This is a genomic window from Micromonospora sp. WMMA1996 (assembly GCF_002573675.1).
Lineage (GTDB): Bacteria > Actinomycetota > Actinomycetes > Mycobacteriales > Micromonosporaceae > Micromonospora > Micromonospora sediminicola.
Genome location: NZ_PDHU01000001.1, coordinates 1,188,126 through 1,205,943, shown reverse-complemented (window position 1 = coordinate 1,205,943; position 17,818 = coordinate 1,188,126). Strand labels below are relative to the sequence as shown.

Below are 17,818 nucleotides of genomic sequence, written 5' to 3'. Positions count from 1 at the left end.
CCCGGGGGCCAGCGCACACAAGCCGCGTTCGGAGATCCGGTCGGGGCATCTCACCCAACCTTCACGAACGGTAGTTGCGCTTGTCGAGCAACTCGTCGAAGTCACCGGCCCGCCCGCGTTCAGCCAGTTCGGCCAGAGCTCGGGCGCGGCGCGGGCGAGCGGTGCCATCCCGCAGGTCCAGGCGGACCAGGGGAAGGCGGGCGAGCCAGCGGGGGATGCGACGGCGTGCCATGCCTCCGACGGTACGCCCCGGCCCACCTGCGAGGGATTTCCCGGCCGTCCGGTTTGGTCGCTCTCCGGCCGGGAAGTCGGAACAGGTGCGCGAACTGATGACGAAGCTCGAACAGGCCTCCGGACTCGACCGGGTGGGTGACCGCCTGCAACGCGCCGTCCAGGGGACGCTGCGCTCGCAACGGGTCCGGGACGCGCTGCACGGCGTCTGGCTGGGGCACCCGCTGCACCCGGCGATGGTGCAGGTTCCGGTCGGCGCGTGGATCTCCGCCGCCGTGGTGGACCTGCTGCCCGGCCAGCGCCGGGCCGCCACCGCCCTGGTCGGGCTCGGCACGGTCAGCGCGCTGCCCGCCGCCGTGGCCGGGTGGAACGACTGGGCGAGTCTGTCCCGCGACCAGCGCCGGGTCGGGCTGGTGCACGCGGGGGCGAACATCCTCGGCCTGACCCTCTACGCCGGCTCGCTCGCGGCCCGGCTGAACGGGCGGCACGGCCTCGGCCGGGCGCTGGCCTACCTGGGCCTGTCCGCGGCGAGCGGCGGGGCGTACCTGGGCGGGCACCTGGCCTACAAGCAGGGCGCCCAGGTCAGCCAGAGCGTCTCGGAGATGCACCTGATCAGCGACGGCTGGCACGCCGTGGGCGACCTGGGCAGCCTGCCGCAGCGGGAGCTGGTAACCCGGGAGATCGACGACGTCTCGGTGATCCTCTACCGGCACGGCGACGACGTCACCGTGATGCTCGAGCGCTGCCCGCACCAGAGCGGCCCGCTCGGGGAGGGCGAGGTGCGGCAGATCGACGGCCACGCCTGCGTGGTCTGCCCGTGGCACGGCAGCGCGTTCCGGCTCAACGGCGGCGAGGTGGTGCACGGCCCGGCCGCCAACGACCAGGTCGTGCTGCCCACCCGCGTGGTCTCCGGCCGGGTCGAGGCCCGGCTGCCCTGACCCGGGTCAGTCTCGGCGGTGCCGACCGCTGCCCAGCGCACGGGCCGGGACCGGCCGCCGGCGCAGGCCGAGGACCGCGCCGATCTGCGCGCCCACGATGCTCGCCACCGCCAGCACCGCCGAGATGGCCAGCGGGCGGTTGATGCCCTCCTCGGCCGTCGCCCGGGACGCGCCCGCCGACATGGCCGGCGGCTGCCCGTCCGGGGCCGCCACGGTCGGCGTCGTGTCCCGGGCCGTGGTGTGCGGCGCGGGCTTCGGCTTCGGCTTCGACGCCGTCGACGACGCGCCACCCCCACCCGGCTTCGCGGGCGCCGGCTGGGCCGACGTCACCACCAGGCGTCCGGCGGCGTGCCGCTGGGCGCCAGAGTCCACCGCGCCCTCGGGCAACCGGATGAGCTGGCCGGGGCGGATCCGGTCCGGGTCGGCGAGCCGGTTCAGCCGGGCCAGCTCCCGATAGCGGTCGAAGTCGTCCAGATAGCGGTCGGCCACCTCGCCCAGGTAGTCGCCCTTCGCCACCCGGTACACCGCCGGGTCGGTGGTCACCGAGGCGGTCCGCGCCGGTGCCGCGGTCTGCGTCACGGTGGCGGCCGGGGCGGCGGCCACGGCCTGCGGTGCGGACAGCGCGGCGGCGCTCGCCGCGGCCGGGCTCGCGGCCAGGATCAGCGCCACCGAACCGACCAGCGCGGCGGCGGCCCGCTGCTGGCGGTGCATGCCGGGCAGCTTCGGCGCGGGCCGGCGCAGCGCCGACGCGGACAGCTCCACCAGGACGGAGAACGCGAACGTGGCCCAGCCGAACCAACCCACCACGGCCAGCGCCCGCAGGAAGAGCTGCCCGTCGTCGCGGCTGGTCAACGCGGTACCCACCTCGGCCAGGGTGGGCAGATGGTCGGGGAGCGGGTTGCCGGCGAAGGCCAGCAGCGCGACCGGCCCGCCGGCCAGCACCCCGACGAGCACGACGAGGGCGCCGAGGCCGGTGAGGACCTGGCCGGTGCGGTGGACGGCGGAGCGTCGGGGTGCACCCATGGTGGCCTTCCTTCCTACGGTGGTGGCGCGGTGAGCGCCCGAGCGGTGGCCTCACCGGTGACGGTGGCGGTCTGCGGCGCGCCGAAGAGACCGAGCAGGTCCCGGCGGTAGGTGATCCGCACGCGTACCCGGATCTGGGTCTCGGCGCCGACCACGGGGAAGTCGACCTCGTGACCGCCCACCCCGCCGGCGGCGGCGAGGTAGTCGGCGACGGCCCCGCGGGCGGCGACCTGGTCGATCCGGGTCGGGCCGCCCTCGATGGCGCCCGCGCGGTCGATCATCTGGCCGCCGCTGCGGGCCGCCTCGGCGGCCAGGTTGTCCGCCCGTTGCAGGGTGCGCAGCTGCCCGGCGCCGTCGTAGGCGAGACCGATGACGGCGAGCACGCCGGTCATCGCCACGGCCAGGAAGAGACTCACCCGGCCGCTCTCCGCCCCGCGTCGCCCGGTCATCCGCGACTCCGGTAGGTGTCCAGCGGCGAGGTGAAGCTCGCCGCCACGGTCTTGCCGCCCGGCACCCCGGGCAGCCCGGGCGCGCTCAGGTCGTCGAAGGACACGGTGCAGGTCACCGTCACCGTGACGGTCGCCGGCACACCGGGCGCGCTGCGGTACGCGGCGGCGAAGCTGGTCGGCTTCCCGGCCACCGAACCGGCCAGTTCGAGCCGGGGCGGCGCGGTGCAGCGCAGACCGGACCAGTCGAGCTGGGTGCGGGCCGCGTTCTCGGCGGCCTCCTCGCCGTCGTCGGCGGTGCGGGCCAGCGAGGCGGCCCGGGCGGCGTCGTGCGCGGCGGACTCCACCGCCTCGTCGGCGACGGCCGTCCGCCCGGCGACCCCGGCGAGCACCATCAGCCCGATGAAGGCGGGGGCGAGCACCGCCACCTCGATCGAGACGGATCCCCGGTCCCGTGGCACCGGCCTCACCCCACGGTCCAGCGTTCGGCGGGGCCGTGCGCGGTCTGTGTGACCTCGAACGAGACCCCCGGGATGACCGACAGGGAGCGGCCCCGCACCGTGCAGGTGACGCCGTCGCCGATCTCCGCGCAGGTCGGCCCGGTCCTCTCCCAGCCGACCAGCCAGTCCCCGGAGCGGCGGAGGAAGTTCGTGGCCCGGTCCCGGCCGGCGTCCGGGGCGGCGTCGAACGTGCGCTGGGCATTGACCCCGGTCTGCGCCGCGTTGAGCGCGGTGGACCGGGCGACGAACCAGACGGCGACCTGGATCGAGCCGAAGAGCAGCACCAGGATCACCGGCATCATCACCGCCAGCTCGACCGGGTTGGCGCCCCGCTCACGCCCGCCCGCGTCGAGGCGGGCGCGCAGGGCGGCGGCGATCCGCCCCGGACCGCGCGGGCCGGCGGGCCGGCCGGCGGGTGCCGGCCGGCTCCGGACCGTACGGGCGGGGCGGGACATCATGGTGCCTTCGGCGCCGTGTTGTTCGGGATGGCGTTCATCCAGTTGTTCGCCTTGGCCAGGGCGAGCCCGGTGACCGCCATGGCCACCGCGACCAGCCCGAAGATGATCACGGCGGTCGGCACCGGGCTGTCGCCGCGCTCGGAGTCCCGGCGCAGCTCGGCGAGGCGGGTGCTCACCGTCGCGTAGAGATAGGCGTAGAGGTGCATGGTGTTCTCCTTCTCGGGGTGGGATCACAGACGGGCGATGAACGGGTAGACGGCGAAGCCGAGCAGGACGAAGACCAGCAGCGAGCCGGGGATGTCCAACTTGCTGGTCACCCCCTCGGCCCGGGTCAGGTTGTCGGTGCGGATCTGGTCGCGCAGCGAGTCGGCGCGGGACCGCAACGTCTCGTGCACCTGGGCGCCCTCGCTGCCGGAGGAGCGCATGATCGCGCCCACGTCGCCCAGCTCCGGGATGCCGATCCGGTCGGCCAGCTCCTGCAACTCGTCCCAGGGCGAGTGCATCTGGAGCTGGGCGAGCCGCAGCGCCTCCCGGATCCGGTCGAACACCCAGCCGTCGCAGACCGCCGCCGCGCGTTCCAGCGACTGCACCGGGCCGTGCGCGGCGGAGAGCTGCAACGCCACCAGGTCGAGGTAGGTGCAGACCGCCTGGCGGAACTCGTCCCGGGCCGCGTCGGCCCGGGCCAGCACCGAGCGGTGCGCGAGCAGGCCGGCGACCAGCGCCAGGCCCAGGCTGGCCAGCACCGGTACGGCCACCGGGAGCGCCACCCCGCCCAGGAAGAGCACGGCCGAGGCGACCGCCGGGGTGGCGAAGCCGACCAGCGCGGAGAGCAGCACGGACAGGGCGTACTGCTCGGGGGTCCGGTCGAGCAGCGCGAGCTGGCGGTGCGGCGGGCGCAGCCAGCGGGCGAAGCCGCCCAACCAGTCCGGCCCGGCGCCGGCCGCCGGGGCCTGGCCGGGCGGCTGGTGCAGCCGACGCAGGGCCGGGCCGAGCGCCGGGGTGGCCGGCAACGCCTCGCGGACGACCAGGAACAGCCCGAGCCCGACCGCACACCCGCCGAGCACGGCGATCGCCATCTGCCAGTTGAGGACCACTACGCGATCGCCTCCTCCAGGTCGGGCGCCGGCAGGAAGCGCGCCGGACGCGGCGGCTGGCTCATCGAACGCACCCAGACCAGCAGCCCGATGAAGGCCGCACCGAGCACCGCCATCACGAGCTGCCCGGTGAGGGTCCCGTAGGGGCGGATGTAGTCGCTGTTCACCAGCCCGTACGCGAGCGTCGCCAGGGTCATGCCGGTGAGGAAGCGGACCGCGAACCGGGGCTGGGTCCGCTTCGCCTCGACCTCGCGTCGGGTGGCCACCTCGGCCGACGCGGCGCCGGCGATCGACCCGAGCACGTCGCCGAGGCGCTCGCCCCGGTCGGTGAGGTGCAGGATGAGCGCGGCCACCACCTGGTCGCCGACCGGGTCGGCGATCTCGTCGGCGAAGGCGAGCAGCGCGGAGCGCGCCAGCCAGCCGGCCTGGAGGCGGGCGGCGAGCGTGCGTACCTCCTCCTGGATCTCCTCCGGCGCGGTCGCGATCGTGCCGATGATGGCCTGCTGGAGCCCCTGCCCGGTCGCGGAGATGTCCTTGAGCCGCCGGGTCCACTCGCCGACCGCCTCCACCCGGGCGATGGCCCGCTGCTCGGCCCGGCCGACCGCGAACAGCCACGGCACGCCGGGCACCGCGAGCGCCACCAGCAGGCCGACCACCGGCAGGCCGGTGAGCAGGAACGCCGCCGCTCCGGCCACCACGGCGGCGCCGAGCAGGAGCTGGTGCCGCTGCCGGTCGGCGCGGCTCGCCCCGGAGCCGTTCCAGAGCCGGCTCAGGCCCGGCCCGGCGCCGCCCGGCGTCGACCTCGGTGGCCGGCGGGTGCCGACCAGCGCGACCACGGTCAGCACCAGCCCGGCCACGCAGGCCGCGCCGGAGACCAGCGCGATCAGCTCGATCCGGGTCACGCCGGGCCCCCGTTCGGTCGCCGCCCGAGGCGGGTGTGCCGGGGCCGCCGCCAGGCGCCCATCCCGGCCTCGACGAACCGGGTGAGCAGCCGGGCGTCGTAGCCCACCCGCAGCAACTGGTCGCGGATCCGTTCGGGCAGGTGGCGGGGGACCGCCCGGCCGTCCGGTCCCGGGCCGAAGACCGTGGTGGTGGTGATCCGGTTGCCCTCGCCCACGCCGATGACCTCCTCGACGTGCGAGACGAACCGGTGCTTGCGCCCACCGATCGCGGTCTCGTCGTCGACCGTGACGTAGACGATCAGGTCGAGCGCGTTGCCGGCCATCCGGCGGGCCTGGTCGACGGTCATCTCCCGGCCGTGGGAGAGCGCCAGCTCGATGATCCGTTCGCTCACCCCCGCCGGGGTACGCGCGTGGATGGTGCACATCGACCCGCGACTGGTCGTCATCGCCTGGAGCATCGGCACGATCTCCCGGGACCGCACCTCGCCGACGATGATCCGCAGCACGCCCATCCGCAGCGAGACCGGGATCAGGTCGGCGATGCTGACCTCACCGGCGGGTCGCCCGTCGGCCCCGCGCTCCCCGTGCCCCTCGCGGGACTCGAAGCTCATCACCGCCCGGTGCTTGTGCCCGCGCCGCGCCGGCAGCAGCTCCCGGCTCTCCTCCAGCAGCACGTACGGCTCGTCGGCCGGGATCTCGTCCATGAGCGCCCGGATGACAGTGGTCTTCCCGGCCCCGGCCAGCCCGGCGACCATGATGTTCAGCCCGGCCCGCATGGACGCGCGGAGGAAGTCGCGCAGCAGCGGGTCGATCATCTCGTCCAGGTCGGCTCGGCCGCCCGCGATGTCCTCCAGGCTCACCGCGAGCGTGTTGTGCTTGCGGATCACCGCGTACGGGCGGTGGCTGACCAGGAACACGGCGGCCAGCCGGCTGCCGTCGGGCAGTTGCAGGTCGAGGGTGGGCTTGGAGGTGGAGAGCGACCGTTCGGTCGCCCCGGCCCGCCGGGCCGCCGCCTGGAGGATCTCCACCAGCTCGTCGTCGGTCTCGGCGATCGGCTCGGCCCAGTCGACGCCGCCGCCGTGCCGGGTGATGCGCACCTGGTCGCAGCCGAGGATGTGCACCTCCTCGATGGTGTCGTCGACCAGCAGCGTCTGGAGCCGGCCCAGGCCGACCAGCTCGGCGGTCACCTGGTCGAGCAGCAGCCGTTCCTCGTCGGCGGGCATCGGCGTGCCGCCCCGGCGGACCGAGTCCGCGTACGCGGAGACGACCGCGACGGCCAGCCGGGCCCGCTCGACCTCCTCGGCGTCGGCGTCGAACTCCCGCCCCCGCTGCCAGTGGGTGAGTCGTTCGCTCAGCTCCCGGCGCAGTTCGCGGACCACCGCGAAGTCGACCCGGGGGCGCGGCGGCACCGGCGGCGCGGCCGGCGCGGGCGCGGTGACCTGGTGCCGACCGTTCGGCGGGGCCAGCGGCGGGACCGTGGAGACGACGCCGGGCTGCTGCCCGCGCGGGTCGTGGGAGACCGGCTCAAACCGCACCGGGCACCCCCGGTGCGGTCGGTTCGGCCACCGGGCGCGCGGCGGTGGTGCCGGGCCAGGCGAGCCGGGCCCGGCGCCGGTCCAGCAGCGCCCGGATCGGCACCTCCAACGCGCCGGCCGCGCGCATCAGCGGCCGGTTGCCGCGCACGGTGCCGCCGTGGCCGAGCACCTCGGCGGTACGGGGGTCGTGCGGCAGTCGGGCGATCACCGGCAGCCGCAGCGCCTTGCTGATCTCGCTGGTGCCGTGCCCGTCCCCGACCACCAGCAGGCGCAGGGTGCCCGGGGGGACCCGGTGTTCGCCGAGGTCGCGTTCGATCGCCCGGACCGTGGCCCGGGTGGCGGAGAGGTCGGGCAGGTGCGCGCGGGTCACGAGCAGCACCACCGCGGCGGCCCGGAGCAGCGGCCACGGTGGACCGCCGACCGCCAGCCGGCCGCAGTCGACCAGCACGTCGTAGGGCGGCACGCCCCGCTCCAGGCCGGTGAAGTAGTCGGCGAACCGCTGCCAGAGCGGGATCACGCTGCCGGCCTGGGCCGGGTCGACCACGCCGGGCAGCAGCAGCCGCTCCCGGCGCGGCGCGTCCAGGTCGACCAGCTGCGACCAGAACGCGCTCTCCAGGCTGCCGTCGCGCAGTTCGCCGACGGCCAGCTCGCCGATGCCGCGCGGACCGTCCAGCGCCCCGCCCAGGTAGCCGGCGAGGATCGAGCCCCCGGCGGGGTCGCACTCGGCCAGCACCAGCCGGCGGTGCCAGCTCAGCGCCGCGGCCAGCGCGGTGGTGGTGACGCCCGGCGAGCCCTTCGCCGAGACCAGGGCGATGATCGCCATCAGGCGGCCTCGGTGAGCACGAGCGCGATCCGGTCGTCCGCGGCCAGCGCCACCACGGCCGGCACGTCCCGGACGGCCAGCGCCAGGTAGACGACCGTGTCGTCGTTCTGCGGCGTCGCGGTGTCGATCACGGTGCCCTCGAAGCGGGTGCCGCCGCCGCGCGCCGCCGTGCTGCCGTTGGCGCTGCTGTCCGGCGTGCTGACCAGCAGCACCTTGTCGCCGGGGTGCAGCTTGCGGGCCGGCACCTGGTCGGGCTCCAGCCCGAGCGCGATCTGCTGCTGGCCGGGGCCGAGCAGTGGGGCGTCGGTGAGCTGGGCCGGGGTGAGCAGCGTGCCCGGGGTGAGCCGGACGGCGGCCCGCAGGCCCAGCACGTCCTTGACCCGGTCGGCCGGCACCGGCCGCAGCTCGCGCCCGCCGGAGACGCGGACCGGCACCAGGTCGTCGGCGGTGACCTGCTGGCCGACCTCGACCGGCCGGGCCACCGCCAGGTAGCTGCCGGTGGACCGCACCGAGGTGACCGCGAACGCCGCGCCCAGCCCGCCGACCGCGATCAGCAGGATCGCCAGGCCCAGCAGGCCGGGCCGGATCCGCCGCTGCCGGACCACCTTGGGGGGCGCCACCGGCGCCTCCACCGGGGTCCCGTTCCGGGACGCCACCACACTCATCGGGTCACCACCTGAAGTTCGTTGATCTGCACCGGGACCACACCGCTGACCCGGCTCTGGGGGATCACGCCGCTCTCCCCGCCGCCGGACCACTCCACGGTCCAGAAGGTGGTGGCGCTGACCTGGTAGGTGGCCGCCGTCGGGTATCCGTGGGGGAGGCCGCAGTCGGGCGAGGCCGCGCCGGCGTCCGGGCCGTCGGCGTCGTAGGGGGTGCCCGGCCCGTAGCACGTGACGTCGATGTCGTCGGACATGTGCCAGACGATCCGGTCCACCTTCGCGGTGATCTCGACGGTCAGCCCCCGGTCGGAGGCGGAGGCGGACAACGGCCCGAAGTACGACGCGCCGGGGCTGGCCCACATCCAGACCGGCAGGCCGACCAGGCCGGGTCCCTTGCTGCGCCGGGGTGCGACCGCGACCCGGGGCGGCAGCAGCGAGATCGAGGCCAGCGCGCGGCGGGCCAGTTCCTCCGGGTCGGGCGGCGTGCCGAAGCCGGGCGGCGGGGCGGCGAGCAGGACGTTGCCCTGCTGGCCGGTGGCGCCCCCGACGCAACTGGCGGTGTACCACTGCTGGCCGGCCGGCGCCGGCAGCTGCGGCTCGGTCAGCTTGTAGTAGCACCCGTCGCTGTTGTTGAACCAGCCGAGCAGGTCGTCGTAGCACTTGACGACCTGGCCGTTCCACTGGCACTTCGCGGTGCCACCGCCGTTGCCCCCGCCACCGTCGTTCCCGCCGCCGCCCGGTCCGCCGCCGCCGCCCGGGACACCCGGGTCGTCGTCCCACACGTCGCAGTCGGTCTGGTCGGGCGGGCAGGAGCCGCCCGGGTCGGCGGCACGCGCGGGCGCGCCGGTCAACGTCACCAGCGCTGCCAGGCCGGCGGCCAGCAGCAGCCGTCGGGACGCCCCGGCCCGGGTCCGGCGGGCCGGGGCACCCCCACCTCCCCAGGTCAACACGGCTGGTCCTGGTGCGCGGCGCCGGTGTTGACCAGCCACCGGCCGTCGGGGTAGCGGGCCGCGGTCGCGGTGGCCAGGTAGCGACCGCCGCGGGTGCCGGGCACGGTCTTGCGGTCCTTGACGGTGACGAGCCGGTAGTCGCGCGCGTCGAGGCAGTCCTGGATCTCGACGGTGGGCGGGTCGGCGGCCAGGTCGACCGAGACGACGGTGGGGTCGGAAACCAGTTTTCCGGTACGCATCGCGCCGTGCTCCTTCGCGTCACGAATTGCCAGCCGTACCCGGGTCAGCAGTGGATCGGCCAGAAAACGGGGCAGTGCGGGATGCCCGGGATCGCTGCGCGCGCTCGCCGTCCGGGACGCGTCGAGATAGCCGGAATAGGCGGCGAGCGCGGCCTTTGCGGCGGCGTTCTCCTCGGCGTCGGAATGGGCGACGGGTGCGGCGGCGCGCCCGGTCAGCGGACCGGTCGTCGCCTCCGGCCCGCTGCCGCAGCCGGCCGCGCCGACCGTCAGCGCGAGGCTGAGCAGGCAGATTTCCCATCGACGGGATTGCCGTGTGCGCAACGCCAAGCCCTCCTCGGTGCCGGCCCGGTGCGGTCGATCCGACCCGCTCCGGGCATGCGGAAGCGCGCCCGGATCTGTCCGGCCGGGCCTCGACCGCCACCGCGTGCATTTACCTGTGCTGATCTTCAAGAATGGGGAACTGATGTCTTCGGTCGGCCTCCGACGCCTATTGATCGGGGGGTTGCGTCGTACCCAAGGGGCGAGCATAGGCTGACGTCAGCCGATGCAACAGAGGCAATTCACGTGAACACGGTGAGTGAAGACGGGTGGTGACGACCGGTGGATGGCCGGACGGTGACCGGCGGGCGACCGCCGGCCTTCCCGGGGGCGGGAGTGCGCGCACCCGCACCCGTCGCCGTGTCCCCGGAGGTCAGACCGGCGGCCGCCGGTATGGGTGGGCTCCGACCCGGGAGTCCGATCCGTCCTGCCGCTCCGGCCGGCCCGGGACGCGCCGCCGTCGCAGGCCGCCCCGGTGGTGCGGGAGGCGTGGCGGAGGCTGTTCGTCCCGCCGTCCGCCCGCCGGTGTCCGGCCGAACTTCACTCTGCGTGCTCCAGAATGGAACGGTCGGCGACCGGACGGGAGCACGGACATGACCACCGAACGGGTGCACCGCGCCGCCCCGGCGGCCGTTCCGTCCCGCCCGGTCGTCCGGCTGCTCGCCGTCCTCACGGTCGTGCCGCCGGTCCGCCTGGCGGTGGCCCGCTACGCCGTACCGCCGGACGCCCCCGACCGCGCGGGCTGCGACGCCTGCGGCACCCCGATCGGTCTGGACCGGCCCCTGCCGGCGCTCGGCCCCACCGCCCGCTGCCCGGGGTGCCGATCCCGGGTCGGCGCGCCACCCGCGCTGGTGGAGGTGGCGCTGCTGGCCGCCGTGGCGGCGCTGGTCCTGGCCGGCGGGCCGCCCGCGACCCGCCTGGCCCTGGCCTGGTGGCTCGGCTGGGCGGTGCCGATGGCGCTCGTGGACGCCGCCGCCCACCGCCTGCCGGACCGGCTGACCTGGCCCGCCGCGGCCGGCACCTGGGTGCTTCTCGGGGTGGCCGCGCTGGCCGGGCCCGGTCCGTCGCCGTGGCTGCGGGCCACCGCGGCCGGGCTGACCCTCGGCGCCGGCTTCGCGGCGACCACCCTGCTGCTCGGCCGGCGCGGCTTCGGCCTCGGCGACGCCAAGCTGGCGCTGGGCGCCGGCGCGCTGCTCGGCTGGTACGGCTGGCCGGTGCTGGTGGCCGGCCTGGTCCTCGCGGTGACCCTCTCCGGCGTGGCCGGGGTGGTGCTGCTCGTCCTCCGCCGGGTCCGCTGGTCGGCCCACCTGCCGTTCGGGCCGTTCCTCGTCCTGGCCACCGCGGTCACGCTGGTGCTGACCACCTGAGCCGTGTGCTCGGACACCCTCGGGTGGCCGCGCGGCCCGCCGCGGGTACCGGGATCCCAGCCACCTCTCAGCCGGGTCTGGTTCGGTGGCGGTCCACGCACCGAACCCGGGAGGACACGTGTCGCACGGCGGTTGGCGGATCCGGCGCACCAGCGCGGACCTGGACCGGCTCGGCGAGACCGAGTCGGTGTTCGCGCTGGCCAACGGCTGGGTGGGCTGGCGCGGCACGCTCGACGAGGGCCAGCCGTACGGCATGCCCGGCAGCTATCTCAACGGGTTCCACGAGCAGCACGAGCTGAGCTACCCCGAGGGCGGGTACGCCTTCCCCGAACGCAGCGACACCGTGATCAGTGCCCCCAACGCCGCGCTGGTCCGGCTCTGGGTCGACGGGGAGCCGCTGGACCTGCGCACCGGCACGATCCGGCGGCACCACCGGGAGCTGGACCTGCGGGCCGGGGTGGTGCGCCGGGAGACCGAGTGGGTCTCACCGGGCGGCCGCGGCGTCCGGGTCGTCAGCACCCGGCTGGTCTCGCTGCCCCGCCGACCGGTCGCCGCCGTCGACTGGACGGTCGAGCCGCTGGACGGCCCGGTCCCGGTGCGGATCTGCTCCGACCTGCTCGCCAACGAGCGGGTGCCGGAACGTGCCGACGACCCCCGGGCGGCCTCGGTGATCCACGACCCGCTCACCGCCGAGACCGGCCGGCACGACGGCACCGACGGCGTGCTGGTGCACCGGACCGAACACAGCGGCCAGCGGGTCGCGGTGGCGGTCGCGCACCGGGTCGCGGCCCCCGACGACACGGCCACCGACGCCGAGCTGACCGGTGACCGGTTCCGGCTGGCGCTCACCGGTCCGCTGCGCCCGGGTGAGCGGATCCGGGTCACCAAGTTCGCCGCGTACGAGTGCGCGGACGTGGACGGCACCCCGGCCGACGAACTGGCCGACCTGGTCGTCGCGGAGGCGGATGCGGCCCGGGCCGACGGGTTCGACGCCCTGCTCGACGCGCAACGGGCCGCCCTCGACGCGGCCTGGGCCACCGCCGACGTCGAGCTGGCCGGCGACCCGGAACTGGAGCAGGCGGTCCGCTTCGCGGTGTTCCACCTGATCCAGTCCGGCCGGGCCGACGGCGACCGCACCATCCCGGCGAAGGGCCTGACCGGCAACGGCTACGACGGGCACGTGCTCTGGGACACCGAGGGGTACGTGCTGCCGGTGCTGACGTACCTGGCGCCCGAGCTGACCCGCTCGGCGCTGCGGTGGCGGCACGCCCACCTGCCCGAGGCCCGGGAGCGCGCGGCCGAGTTGCGGCTGACCGGGGCGACCTTCCCGTGGCGGACGCTCGGCGGCCGTGAGTGCTCCGGGTACTGGCCGGCCGGCAGCGCCGGCCTGCACGTCAACGCGGACGTCGCGGACGCGGTGCTGCGCTACGTCGCGGCCACCGGGGACACCGCGTTCCTCGCCGAGTGCGGCGCCGAGGTGCTCGTCGAGACCGCCCGGCTGTGGCACGGCTACGGCCACTGGGACGACGCCGGCGCCTTCCACCTGACCGGCGTCACCGGACCGGACGAGTACTCGGCCCTGGTCGACGACAACATCTTCACCAACCTGATGGCCCGGCGGAACCTGCGCGGCGCCGCCGACGCCGTCCAGCGGTGCCCGGAGGTGGCCGACCGGCTCGGCGTCGACCCGGCCGAGGTGGCCGGCTGGCGGGCCGCCGCCGACGCGGTCCACGTCCCGTACGACGGCAAGCGCGGCGTGCACCAGCAGTCGGCCGGCTTCACCGAGCAGCCGGAGTGGGACTTCGCCGGCACCGGCGAGGACGACTACCCGCTGCTGCTGCACTTCCCCTACCTGGAGCTGTACCGCAGGCAGGTGGTCAAGCAGGCCGACCTGGTCCTGGCCATGCTGCGCTGCCCCGGCGACTTCACCGCCGAGGAGAAGGCCCGCAACCTGGCCTACTACGAGGCCCGCACGGTCCGCGACTCGTCGCTGTCCGCGTCCGCGCAGGCGATCCTCGCCGCCGAGGTCGGCCACCTCGACCTGGCGTACGACCTGCTCGCCGAGACGGCGTTCCAGGACCTGGCCGACCTGGGCGACAAGACCGCCGACGGGCTGCACCTGGCGTCCCTGGCCGGGGCGTGGCTGGTGGTGGCGCAGGGCTTCGGCGGGCTGCGCGACGACCGGGGCGTGCTCTCCTTCGACCCGCGGCTGCCCCGCCGGATCACCCGGCTGGTGTTCCACCTGCGCTGGCACGGGCACCGGCTGCGGGTCACGCTCACCCCGGACACGGCCGGCTACGCGCTGCCCGACGCCGGCCCGGGCGACGCGGTCGAGTTGTGGCACCACGGCGAGCGGCTGCGCGTCACCGGCGGCACGCCGGTCACCCGCCCGATGCCGCCGGTGCCGGACCCCGGCCCCGAGCCGTCCTCCCCGCCCGGCCGTCGCCCCGCCCGGCGCGCTCAGGAGGCGGCGGGCGGCGACTGAGCGGGCACGCCGGACATCCGCTCGACGATCTCCTCCAGCGCCTCGAACGCGTACGCCCAGTTGTGGCACTTGAAGCTGCGCAGGCCGGTGATCGGGGTGCGGCAGTCGGCACAGTGGACACCGGGGATCGCCTCCGGCACCTCGGTGTTGACGTACTTCCGCTCGCCGAGCACCACCCGGGCGATCATCGCCCGGTCGTGCACCTCGTGCAGCGCCGAGGAGACGATGTCGTACCAGGTCACCCGCCGCCCGCACTTCGGGCAGTCCGGCTCGTCGCCGCTGACCCACAGCGGCGCGCCGACGCTGCGCGCCGGGATGTTCAGCAGCTTCTCCAGCCGCCGTACGTCCGCCTCCGGCGTGGTCCACCGGTGCCGCCCCGGCAGCGAGGCGGGCGAGTCGTAGACGGCGCGGAACACCACCGGGTCGACCTCCACGGTCTTCCGTCCACCGGTCATCGGTACCTCCTCGAATCGGCTGGTCCCACCGTCGTACCAGGTCAGCCGCGTGGGCAAGCGGATCACGGACACGTCGGGTCAGCGGTGTGTCGCCCAGAGTGCTAGACATCAGGGCGTGACGGAGGCCGAGACGCGACCCAACGTCGCCCGGATGTACGACTACTACCTGGGTGGCTGCCACAACTTCGCCGCCGACCGGGCCGCCGCGGAGGAGGTCCTGAAGATCTTCCCGGACACCGGCGTGGCGGCCCAGACCAACCGCGCGTTCCTGCGCCGGGCCGTGCGCTGGGCGGCCGAGCAGGGGATACGCCAGTTCCTCGACGTCGGGGCCGGCCTGCCCACCCAGGGCAACGTGCACGAGGTGGTCCGCGCGGTCGCCCCCGAGGCCCGGGTGGTCTACGTCGACCACGACGAGGTCGCCGTGGCGTACGCCCGGCGGCTGCTGCCCACCGACGGCCGCACCGTGGTGCTGCGGGGCGACCTGCGGCGGCCGGACGAGATGCTGGCCGACCCGCTGCTGCGCGCCACCGTCGACCTGACCGAGCCGGTGGCGCTGCTGCTGGTGGCGGTGCTGCACTTCGTGCCGGACGCGGACGACCCGTGGGCGGCCGTGGCGCGACTGCGGGACGCCACCGCCCCGGGCAGCATGCTCGCGGTCTCCCACCTGACCCTGGACGGCGCGCCGCCGCTGCCCGCCCAGGCCGGCACGGCGGTCTACCGGCGCAGCAGCGCGCCGCTGGTCCCCCGCACCCACGCCGAGGTGGCCCGCTTCCTCGACGGCTACGACGTGGTCGAGCCCGGCCTGGTCCGGTTGGCCGACTGGCGGCCGGACGGCGAGCCCCGGGCCGCCGTGTCGCACGGCTACGGCGGCGTCGGCGTCCGCCGCTGAGCCGTCCGGCCGGACGCGCTGGATAACCGCACCACGCCCGGCCGCCCGCCGGCCGCGCGCGGCCGGCGCACCCGGCCACCGAGCGAACCGGTCAACCGGTCGCGCCCCGGCGCACCGCCTCCGCGGCCAGTCGGGTCCGCCGCCGGTCGTCGTTGCTGACCAGGTCGAACTTGTCATAGAGCCGGGTCAGGTGCTTCTTGACCGCGCTCTCGCTCACGCCCAGCGCGCCGGCCAGCACCCGCACCGACGGCGGCTCGGGGAACGCCAGGCCACCGTCCGAATACGGGCGGCAGAGCACGTCGAGCAGCTCCCGCTCCCGGCGGGTCAGGGCCGGTGGCGCGGGCGGTGGCTCGACCGCGAGCGTGTTCGTGCCGTGCTTCGCCGGCGCGCGGAACACCAGCCGCGCCGGCCCGATCCCCACCCGGTCCCCGTCGTGCAGGGTGCGCGCGTCGCGCAGCGGGGCGCCGTTGACCGTGGTGCCGTTGGTGCTGCCCAGGTCACGGATGATCCAGCCGGAGGGGAAACGCTCGACCAACGCGTGCAGCCGGGACACCTGGCGGTCGTCGATGGGCAGCTCGTTGTCCGGCGCGCGACCGATGGTCAGCGCGTCCGGGCTGAGCGGGACCAGCCGGACCGGACCGGTCCCGTGCACCTCGAACCAGCCGCCGGTCATCGGTCGCACCACGGCGCGGTGGCCGCCGACGTCGCCTCGCCGGAGCGGGTCACCGTCACGGTGGCAGTGGCGGTGACGCAGCGCCCGGTCGACGGCGACGGCTCCGTCCACAGCTCGTACGCCTGGCCGGCGGCGCGCTGCCGGGTGCCCGGGCCGTCCCCGCGCACCGCCACGTCCACGGTCCAGGTGCCGCCGCCGGTGGAGATGTTGTCCCGGTACTGCTTCCACACCCACACGTACGCCATCGCGGTCCGGCAACTCGGCGACCAGTACTGCTTGACCGAGATGGCCCGCAGGCCCCCGGCGTAGCCGTAGGCCGACGCGCCGACCTGGTGGGCGTCGGCGTAGCAGCGGCCCGGCGGGGCGTCGTCCTGGACAGCCCGGCGCGGCGCGGCCGTGCCGGAGACGGGGGTGCCGAACCGTCGATCGGCCACGGTCACCTCCAGCACCGCCCGCAGCGGCCCCGCCTCCCGGGGCACCGCGACCAGCCCGACCGCACACCCCTCGCCGGGGGCGAGTCGGCTCGTCCCGCACCCGTCCGAGGTGATCCGCAGCGCGCCCCGGGACGGGCCGGTCACCGCCACCGGGCCGAGCGTCACCGGGTGGTCGCTGCGGTTGCGGACCTGCACCATCCGCTCGTCCGACTGCGCGTGCATGGTCAGCTCTCCGAGCGCCAGCCGGTCCGGCAGGGCCACCGGCGCGGGCGTCGGCGGCGCCTGCGCGTACCCGGTGGCCAGCACGGCCGCCACCGCGACCGCCAGCCCGGCCGACCGGCGCAGCGCGCGCCCGCGTACCCCGGTGGGACTGGTCACGGTGGCGGAGAGCGCGAGGGCCGCGCGGCGGCGGGCCGACAGCGACCGGGGCCGGTCGGCCGGCGCGGCCGGCGGCGGCGCCGGGTCGGCGGACACGTCACCCAGGACGAACGAGGTCACCGGCAGGCCGGCCGCCGCCTGCGCCGCACGCAGGTCGGCGGCGAACTCCGCCACCGATCCCGGTCGCCGCGCGGGCTTCTTGGCCAGCGCGCGGTCCAGCGCCGCGCACACCTCGTCGGGTACGCCGAGCGGGCGCGTGTCCGGGGGCGGGTCGACGGCGATCCGGCGCAGCAGGGACGGGGTGGGCTCGCCGTCGGCCGGGGCGAACGGCGGCGCGCCACGGATCCAGTGCAGCACGGTCGAGGCCAGCGCGTAGACGTCGGAGGCGACCGAAGCCGGCTCGCCGCGCAGCACCTCCGGGGCCGTGTGCAGCACGCTGGCGGTGACCGTGGCGCGGGAGCCGGCGCGCTCGGCGTCCGGGCGGGCCTGGCCGAAGTCGGCGAGCTTCGGCTCGCCGTAGCCGGAGACCAGGATGTTCTCCGGTTTCACGTCGCGGTGCAGCACGCCGGCCCGGTGCGCGGTCTCCAGCGCGCCGGCCACCGCGATCCCGCCGGCGACGGCCGTCCGCCAGTCACCGGCCGTCCCGGCGCGCAACCGGTCGCCGAGCGAGCCGCCCTCCTCGTACGCCATCAGCAGGTACGGGTTCCCGGCGGCGGTGCGGCCGGCCTGGTGCAGGGTGACGATGTGCGGGTGGCCGGAGAGCCGGCCGAGGGTGCGCAGCTCCCGTTCGAAGCGGGCGCGGGACGGTCCGGCCCAGTCGGCGGCGAGCACCTTCACCGCGACCCAGCGGGAGTAGTCGGCCTGCCAGGCCCGGTAGACCACACCGAAGCCGCCCCGGCCGACCTCGATCGCGTCGGCGCAGCCGGCGATCCCCAGGTCGACCTCCGGGCCGGGCGTCACCGGCTGCTCGCTGTGGACCATCGCCGTCGAATGCTACCGATGGGCCCGGACGCGGCCC

General features: G+C 75.8%; 20 protein-coding genes. 4 read left to right on the top strand and 16 right to left on the bottom strand.

Features of this window, described 5'->3' with window-relative positions:
• Window positions 1–61 precede the first annotated feature (61 nt).
• A complete protein-coding gene (locus tag COO58_RS30115; RefSeq protein ID WP_176558748.1) occupies window positions 62–232 on the bottom strand; it encodes a hypothetical protein in 171 nt (56 codons plus the stop codon).
• Between the two features lie 85 nt (window positions 233–317).
• Between COO58_RS30115 and COO58_RS05910 the strand changes: the two genes are divergently transcribed.
• Window positions 318–1,169 carry a Rieske 2Fe-2S domain-containing protein gene (locus COO58_RS05910; RefSeq protein WP_091565606.1) on the top strand — a complete coding sequence of 284 codons (852 nt, stop codon included), beginning with the start codon at window positions 318–320 and terminating at the stop codon, window positions 1,167–1,169.
• Between the two features lie 6 nt (window positions 1,170–1,175).
• Here COO58_RS05910 and COO58_RS05905 read toward each other — a convergent pair whose 3' ends face one another.
• The 12 genes from COO58_RS05905 to COO58_RS05850 are packed head-to-tail and all read right to left on the bottom strand — an operon-like array spanning window position 1,176 to window position 10,122.
• Entirely contained in the window at window positions 1,176–2,192 is a 1,017-nt protein-coding gene (locus COO58_RS05905; RefSeq protein WP_091565601.1) for a LysM peptidoglycan-binding domain-containing protein, read from the bottom strand.
• A gap of 14 nt (window positions 2,193–2,206) precedes the next feature.
• On the bottom strand, window positions 2,207–2,641 hold the full coding sequence (locus tag COO58_RS05900; RefSeq protein ID WP_091565594.1) for a hypothetical protein: 435 nt from the start codon (window positions 2,639–2,641) through the stop codon (window positions 2,207–2,209).
• Entirely contained in the window at window positions 2,638–3,108 is a 471-nt protein-coding gene (locus tag COO58_RS05895; RefSeq protein ID WP_369700171.1) for a TadE/TadG family type IV pilus assembly protein, read from the bottom strand. The genes COO58_RS05900 and COO58_RS05895 overlap by 4 nt, the downstream gene beginning before the upstream one ends.
• Window positions 3,105–3,593 carry a TadE family protein gene (locus tag COO58_RS05890; protein ID WP_091576705.1) on the bottom strand — a complete coding sequence of 163 codons (489 nt, stop codon included), beginning with the start codon at window positions 3,591–3,593 and terminating at the stop codon, window positions 3,105–3,107. Before COO58_RS05890 ends, COO58_RS05895 begins: the two co-directional genes overlap by 4 nt.
• Window positions 3,593–3,802: a hypothetical protein gene (locus COO58_RS05885; RefSeq protein WP_091565586.1), complete on the bottom strand. Its 210-nt coding sequence runs from the start codon at window positions 3,800–3,802 to the stop codon at window positions 3,593–3,595. The genes COO58_RS05890 and COO58_RS05885 overlap by 1 nt, the downstream gene beginning before the upstream one ends.
• Window positions 3,803–3,826: 24 nt before the next feature.
• Complete coding sequence (locus COO58_RS05880) at window positions 3,827–4,672, bottom strand: type II secretion system F family protein (RefSeq protein WP_091576702.1); 846 nt, start codon at window positions 4,670–4,672, stop codon at window positions 3,827–3,829.
• 17 nt (window positions 4,673–4,689) lie between these two features.
• Complete coding sequence (locus COO58_RS05875) at window positions 4,690–5,646, bottom strand: type II secretion system F family protein (protein WP_369700193.1); 957 nt, start codon at window positions 5,644–5,646, stop codon at window positions 4,690–4,692.
• Complete coding sequence (locus tag COO58_RS05870; protein ID WP_091565579.1) at window positions 5,589–7,127, bottom strand: CpaF family protein; 1,539 nt, start codon at window positions 7,125–7,127, stop codon at window positions 5,589–5,591. The genes COO58_RS05875 and COO58_RS05870 overlap by 58 nt, the downstream gene beginning before the upstream one ends.
• Window positions 7,117–7,950: a ParA family protein gene (locus tag COO58_RS05865; protein ID WP_091565576.1), complete on the bottom strand. Its 834-nt coding sequence runs from the start codon at window positions 7,948–7,950 to the stop codon at window positions 7,117–7,119. Before COO58_RS05865 ends, COO58_RS05870 begins: the two co-directional genes overlap by 11 nt.
• A complete protein-coding gene (locus COO58_RS05860; RefSeq protein WP_091565571.1) occupies window positions 7,950–8,615 on the bottom strand; it encodes an SAF domain-containing protein in 666 nt (221 codons plus the stop codon). Before COO58_RS05860 ends, COO58_RS05865 begins: the two co-directional genes overlap by 1 nt.
• Entirely contained in the window at window positions 8,612–9,562 is a 951-nt protein-coding gene (locus COO58_RS05855; protein WP_091565568.1) for a hypothetical protein, read from the bottom strand. Before COO58_RS05855 ends, COO58_RS05860 begins: the two co-directional genes overlap by 4 nt.
• The gene (locus COO58_RS05850; RefSeq protein WP_091576700.1) at window positions 9,556–10,122 is read right to left on the bottom strand and encodes a hypothetical protein; all 567 of its coding nucleotides are present in this window, start codon (window positions 10,120–10,122) and stop codon (window positions 9,556–9,558) included. The genes COO58_RS05855 and COO58_RS05850 overlap by 7 nt, the downstream gene beginning before the upstream one ends.
• A 590-nt stretch (window positions 10,123–10,712) precedes the next feature.
• Between COO58_RS05850 and COO58_RS05845 the strand changes: the two genes are divergently transcribed.
• Window positions 10,713–11,486 (top strand): A24 family peptidase, encoded by a 774-nt coding sequence (locus COO58_RS05845; RefSeq protein WP_098744112.1) that lies wholly within the window; start codon window positions 10,713–10,715, stop codon window positions 11,484–11,486.
• Window positions 11,487–11,604: 118 nt separating this feature from the next.
• Window positions 11,605–13,971 (top strand): glycoside hydrolase family 65 protein, encoded by a 2,367-nt coding sequence (locus tag COO58_RS05840; protein WP_091565562.1) that lies wholly within the window; start codon window positions 11,605–11,607, stop codon window positions 13,969–13,971.
• Here COO58_RS05840 and COO58_RS05835 read toward each other — a convergent pair.
• Complete coding sequence (locus tag COO58_RS05835; RefSeq protein ID WP_098746131.1) at window positions 13,947–14,426, bottom strand: hypothetical protein; 480 nt, start codon at window positions 14,424–14,426, stop codon at window positions 13,947–13,949. The genes COO58_RS05840 and COO58_RS05835 overlap by 25 nt on opposite strands.
• Before the next feature lie 115 nt (window positions 14,427–14,541).
• Between COO58_RS05835 and COO58_RS05830 the strand changes: the two genes are divergently transcribed.
• Window positions 14,542–15,315, top strand: coding sequence for an SAM-dependent methyltransferase (locus COO58_RS05830; protein ID WP_098744111.1), 774 nt, complete (start codon window positions 14,542–14,544; stop codon window positions 15,313–15,315).
• Window positions 15,316–15,406: 91 nt separating this feature from the next.
• Here the strand turns inward: COO58_RS05830 and COO58_RS05825 are convergent, their stop codons facing one another.
• On the bottom strand, window positions 15,407–15,988 hold the full coding sequence (locus COO58_RS05825) for an FHA domain-containing protein (protein WP_098746129.1): 582 nt from the start codon (window positions 15,986–15,988) through the stop codon (window positions 15,407–15,409).
• Entirely contained in the window at window positions 15,985–17,781 is a 1,797-nt protein-coding gene (locus COO58_RS05820) for a serine/threonine-protein kinase (protein WP_098744109.1), read from the bottom strand. The genes COO58_RS05825 and COO58_RS05820 overlap by 4 nt, the downstream gene beginning before the upstream one ends.
• Between the last annotated feature and the right edge of the window lie 37 nt (window positions 17,782–17,818).

Coding starts and splice junctions, on each gene's coding strand:
- COO58_RS05835 (WP_098746131.1), bottom strand. CDS start 14,426: ATGACCGGTGGACGGAAGACCGTGGAGGTCGACCCGGTGGTGTTCCGC.
- COO58_RS05900 (WP_091565594.1), bottom strand. CDS start 2,641: ATGACCGGGCGACGCGGGGCGGAGAGCGGCCGGGTGAGTCTCTTCCTG.
- COO58_RS05880 (WP_091576702.1), bottom strand. CDS start 4,672: ATGGCGATCGCCGTGCTCGGCGGGTGTGCGGTCGGGCTCGGGCTGTTC.
- COO58_RS05905 (WP_091565601.1), bottom strand. CDS start 2,192: ATGGGTGCACCCCGACGCTCCGCCGTCCACCGCACCGGCCAGGTCCTC.
- COO58_RS05865 (WP_091565576.1), bottom strand. CDS start 7,950: ATGGCGATCATCGCCCTGGTCTCGGCGAAGGGCTCGCCGGGCGTCACC.
- COO58_RS30115 (WP_176558748.1), bottom strand. CDS start 232: ATGGCACGCCGTCGCATCCCCCGCTGGCTCGCCCGCCTTCCCCTGGTC.
- COO58_RS05845 (WP_098744112.1), top strand. CDS start 10,713: ATGACCACCGAACGGGTGCACCGCGCCGCCCCGGCGGCCGTTCCGTCC.
- COO58_RS05885 (WP_091565586.1), bottom strand. CDS start 3,802: ATGCACCTCTACGCCTATCTCTACGCGACGGTGAGCACCCGCCTCGCC.
- COO58_RS05825 (WP_098746129.1), bottom strand. CDS start 15,988: ATGACCGGCGGCTGGTTCGAGGTGCACGGGACCGGTCCGGTCCGGCTG.
- COO58_RS05860 (WP_091565571.1), bottom strand. CDS start 8,615: ATGAGTGTGGTGGCGTCCCGGAACGGGACCCCGGTGGAGGCGCCGGTG.
- COO58_RS05890 (WP_091576705.1), bottom strand. CDS start 3,593: ATGTCCCGCCCCGCCCGTACGGTCCGGAGCCGGCCGGCACCCGCCGGC.
- COO58_RS05820 (WP_098744109.1), bottom strand. CDS start 17,781: ATGGTCCACAGCGAGCAGCCGGTGACGCCCGGCCCGGAGGTCGACCTG.